Annotated in this window: 1 protein-coding gene; it reads left to right on the forward strand. The window is 79.2% G+C overall.

Annotation, left to right across the window (positions count from 1 at the left end; translation table 11 throughout):
- Positions 1–1,340 (forward strand): ATP-binding protein (locus ABEA87_RS42120; protein ID WP_459112892.1); only part of this gene is annotated, 1,340 nt, incomplete at both ends.

Consider the following 1,340-nt stretch of genomic DNA (forward strand, 5'->3'; position numbering starts at 1 on the left):
GCGCGCGCTGGGCCTTGCCGCCCGGGCCCTGCACGACGCCGCGACCGCGGCGCGGCACCTGCGGGCGTCGGCGGCGCTGGCCGGCCGGCACCGGCTCGCCCCGCTCGTGGCGGAGGCCAGGATGAGCCTGGCGCTGATCCTGGACGACCTGGGCCGGCCGGCGGCCGCGCTGAGCGAGATCGACCGGGCCCTGCTGAACCTGCGCGGCCACCGCCGGGCCCGGGCCACCATGCAGCGGTCGCTGATCCTGCGCCGGCTGGGGCACGACGCCGCCGCGCTGGCCGGCTACCGCGCCGCGCTGCGGATGTTTCGCCGGCACGGCGACCGGGTGTGGGAGGCGCGCACCTTGACCAACCGGGGTGTGCTGCACGGGTACCGGGGCAGCCTGCGGATGGCCGAGGCGGACCTGCGCGAAGCCCAGGCGCTGTACACCCGGCTCGGCATGTCGACCGCCGCCGCGCAGGTCGAGCACAACCTCGGCTTCGTGGCCGCCCAGTCCGGTGACGTGCCCACCGCGCTGGCCCACTACGACCGGGCGCAGGCCAAGCTGTGGAACACCGGGGTCGACGCGGTCAGCCTGCTGGACCGGGCCGAGTTGCTGCTGGCGGTGCACCTGCTGGCGGAGGCGCGCTCGGCGGTCCAGGAGGCGATCGCCGGGTGCGAGCAGGGCCGGCTGGACTCGGTGCTGGGCCAGGCGTACCTCATGCTGGCTCAGGTGGAGCTCCTCGCCGACGCCCCGGCCCGGTCGCGGGCCGCCGCGTCGGCGGCCCGGCGCATCTTCAGCCGGCAGCGGCGGGCGATCTGGGTGGCCCGGGCCCGGCGGGCCGAGCTGGCGGCGGTCGTGCGGGAGGGCCGCGCGGACCGGGGCACCCTGCGCGACCTGCGAACGGTCGCGGCGGTCCTGCTGGACGCGGGCTGGCCGCAGCCGGGCTGGGACGCGCTGCTGGACGCGGCCGCCCTGGCCGCCCGGCTCGGCGAGTGGCACACGGCCCGGGAACTGCTGGTCGGGCTGGAGCCGGTGGCCCGCGCCGCCCCGGCGTCCCAGCGCATCCGGCTCTGGCACGTGCGCGCGCTCGTCGGCCTGGGTACCGGCGACCTGGCGCAGGCCCGCCGCGCCGAGGCGGCCGGACTGCGGCAGGCCGAGGATTACCAGGCGACGCTCGGCGCGACCGAACTGCGGGCCGGCGCCGGGTGGCAGGGTGCGGCGCTGGCCGAGCTGCGGCTGAGGCTGGCGCTGGAGCACGGCCGCCCCGCCGAGGCGCTGCTGTGGTCGCAGCGCGGCCGGTCGGCCGCGCTGTGGCTGCCGCCGGCGCGCCCGTCGGCGGACCCGGTGGTGGCCC

Origin of the sequence: Rugosimonospora acidiphila, from assembly GCF_039543385.1 — a bacterium.
Lineage (GTDB): Bacteria > Actinomycetota > Actinomycetes > Mycobacteriales > Micromonosporaceae > Rugosimonospora > Rugosimonospora acidiphila.